A 3,181-nucleotide genomic window follows, 5' to 3' on the forward strand; every position below is an offset into this window, starting at 1 on the left:
CGCCGGCTCCCGACGGCGCGGCGACGACCGCGCCGGCAACCCTCGGCCCGCCGGCGTCGGGGCTGACCGCCGAGCTGCTGGCGCCGGCCGGCAGCGGTCCGCTCGACCAACCGGCCCCGGCGATCCTCGCCCCGCCCCTGACCGGCTCGTCGCCGTCGCCGACCACCGGCGAGGGCGACCCGGGAGCGGGCGGGCGCACGCCGGACGCGATCGCCCCCTACCTGGTCCGCGCCGGATCGGTGCGGCGATCGGACCTGCGCCTGGTGCCCCTGCACCGCGGCAGCAAGATCACCGCCGGCACGGTCCTCGGCCGGTTGCGGGAGCCCTCCGAGGGCCGCCGCGCCAGCCTGCGGTTCGCGATCCGCCCCGGCGGACCGGGCGCGCCGCGGATCGACCCGCGGCCGATCGTCGACGGCTGGCGGCTGCTCGACGAGGCGTCCGTCTTCGGCAACGAGCGCCGCAGCCGGCTGCTCGGCGACGGCGGGCCGTCGGCCGACGTCGGCCGGCTGCTGCTGATGAGCAAGGAGCAGCTGCAGCGCCGGGTGCTCGCCGACCGCCGGCTCTCGATCTACCCCGGTGGCCGCGGCGACATCGCCGCCGGCGTGATCGACCGCCGGGTGCTGGCGACGCTCGAGTACCTGACGGCCAACGGCCTGCGGCTGACGATCACGTCGCTGCGGACCGGCCACGGCTACCTGTCGGCCTCGGGCAACGTCTCGGAGCACTCGTCCGGCAACGCGGTCGACATCGCCCAGGTCAACGGGATCACGATCACGCCCGCGACCCAGGGCCCGGGCTCGATCACCGCCTCGACGATCCGGCTGCTGCTGCGCCTGCAGGGGACGATGGAGCCGCACCAGATCATCAGCCTGATGCGACCGTCCGACTTCGGCGGGGCGGCCAACGTGCTGGCCCTCGGCGACCACGACGACCACATCCACGTCGGCTTCCGGCCCCAGGCCGGCGCCGGCGGCGACGCTCCGCGGCTGGCGAGGCAGGTGGCCGAGGTCCTGCGGCCCGCCCAGTGGCGCGAGCTGGCCGACCGGCTGGCGCAGATCGACAACCCGCGGGTCGGAGGGCGGCGGTAGGGCGCCGGGCCCGGGGCGACGAGGTCCCGGGCCCGGCGGGAGGGTCAGCGCGCGGCGCGCGCCTTGGCCTTGACGGCCTTCTTCTTCGCGACCTTCTTCAGCTTCGGGTCGCGGATCTTGCCCTTGAACGGCCCCGACAGCGCGCCGACGATCGTCGGGCTGCCGTCGGCGTTCTTCTTGAAGCCGCCCTTGCCGTCCGGCGAGCCGGTCCAGCGGATGGCGGTGACCGTCACCTTCAGACTCGGGATCTGGCGCAGGTTCGTGACGGCGGCCGGCACGTCCAGGTCGAACTTGCCGGGGATCACCGCGTAGGCGCCACCATAGGTGCCGCTGCAGCTGAAGCCCCAGCCCGGCAGGTCCCCGAAGCAGCCGAACGCCTGGTCGGGCAGGGTCTCGCCGGTCTTCTTCTGGGCGAAGATCTCGCTCTCGAAGACCGACACCGGCTCGGGACCGTCGGCGCTGACCGACACCGCGTAGGCGTTGATCGGCAACGCGCACTGCAGGGTGTAGTCGACCGTCAGGTCCTCGCCCTTGACGCGCTTCTGCGACTTGAGGTTGAAGTGGCAGCTGTTCTGGTTGGCGTTGCGGCTGCCGTCGGGGGCGGTCAGCGACCCCGGCGTGACGATCTGGTCCGGCGGGTCGACGGTCTGGGCGGACGCGGTCGAGATGCCGAGGGTGGCCACGGTCGCGACGGCGGCCGCCAGGCCGACGATGCGGGCTGATGCGTTCAACGGAGGTGCTCCTCGATGGTTGGGTGAGGGTTTCCGGAGGTTCCGGAGCGGGGCACCGGCCCGAGGGCCGGGGCGTGCCACCGTCGTTGGCGGGTGCTCATCGACGGGGAACGTTGGTGGGCGTGCGCGCGGCGGCCGCGCGCGACTCGGCGTCCGTCGCGCCGGGGGCGGCGCGGCCGAGGACGTCGTTGCCGAAGGTGGGGACGGCGCCGTCGGCCGCGGCACCCGGGGCAGCGACCCCGAGCACGGTCGCGACGGTGCGGGCGATCGAGAAGCCGTCGTAGGCGACCGTGCTGGTCGACCCGGCCTCGGACCAGGGGCTGTAGACCACGGTCGGGCTGGGAACGCCGGCCGGGGCCTGCGGGTCGCCCGGGAAGGCGGCGCGGTGCACGGCGCGGTTGCCCGTCGCGGCGCGCCGCCAGCGGCCGGTGGCCGCTCGCTGCGCGGGCGTCGCGGGCGCTCCGCATGGCGCCGCGCCGTCGGTGGTGGTGACGACGAGCAGCCCGTCCTGGCCGTACGCCCGGCTGGTGGTGATCGAGACGACGGCGTCGCGCAACTGGTCGGCGAGCGGCTTCGGGGGCGCGCCAGGCGGGACGCAACCCCCGAGCGCCAGGTACGAGAAGACGGCCGTGGTGCCCGCGTCGGCCAGGTCGCCGTCGAGCTGGCCGAGGCTGCGGACCGCCGTCGCGCACGCGCCGCCCTCGCGGAGGCCCGTCAGGTGCGCGAACGGTGAACGCGCGGAGAGGGCGATCGCGGCGGCGTCGCCGGCCGGCGGCAGGTCGCAGATGCCGGCGGGCGGGGCGGCGCCGGCGGCCCGGCCCTCAGGAACCGCGTCCAGGTAGGCCCGCCATGGGCGCTGGGCCGCTCCGAGCGCCGCCGGGATCGACGCCGTGCCGGCCGGCAGGGCGCAGGGATCGTCGCTGGCCGGGGCAGCGCCGGCGGCCGCCGCCTGCGCGTCGCGGCAGCCGGAGCGGGTCCGCGGGGTCGGCGTCGCGCCGGCGGTCAGCGCCAGGGCGTTGGCCAGGCCGCCCTCGGTGACGGTCCTGGCGCCCTGCAGCTGGACGCCGCCGCCCCCGATCGCGGAAACGGCCTCGGCCGCGCCGGGCCCTTGGAGCGCGACGAGCCAGACGTGGCCGATCGTCGTGCTCTCGGGGCCGAGCGGCGGGTCTTCCTCCTCGGCCGGCGGGGGCGGCGTCACCGTGGTCGGCTCGTCGGTCGCGGTCGGCTCGGCGGCTGCGGGTTCGTCGGCGACCACGTCGGCGGTCGGCGCGTCGGCGTCGTCGCCGGCGGTCGGCTCGTCGGCGCCGGAGTCGCTGACGGGGGCGGGGGCCGTCGCCGTCGCGGGCGGCGCGGCCGGCGGCG

Annotated in this window: 2 protein-coding genes and 1 pseudogene; 1 reads left to right on the forward strand and 2 read right to left on the reverse strand. The window is 76.7% G+C overall.

Going from position 1 to position 3,181, the window contains the following annotated elements; genetic code table 11:
- Positions 1–1,088, forward strand: a pseudogene (locus PAI11_RS26935) (hypothetical protein); the annotation flags it as partial.
- A 44-nt stretch (positions 1,089–1,132) separates the two neighbouring features.
- Here PAI11_RS26935 and PAI11_RS07945 read toward each other — a convergent pair.
- Together PAI11_RS07945 and PAI11_RS26940 are read right to left on the reverse strand one after the other, a co-directional pair.
- The gene (locus tag PAI11_RS07945) at positions 1,133–1,819 is read right to left on the reverse strand and encodes a hypothetical protein (protein WP_007572800.1); all 687 of its coding nucleotides are present in this window, start codon (positions 1,817–1,819) and stop codon (positions 1,133–1,135) included.
- A gap of 97 nt (positions 1,820–1,916) precedes the next feature.
- Positions 1,917–3,181, reverse strand: a 1,265-nt coding sequence (locus PAI11_RS26940; protein WP_040599144.1) for a hypothetical protein, incomplete at its 5' end; no start/stop codon positions are given.

Source organism: Patulibacter medicamentivorans, assembly GCF_000240225.1.
In the GTDB taxonomy this organism is placed as follows: domain Bacteria; phylum Actinomycetota; class Thermoleophilia; order Solirubrobacterales; family Solirubrobacteraceae; genus Patulibacter; species Patulibacter medicamentivorans.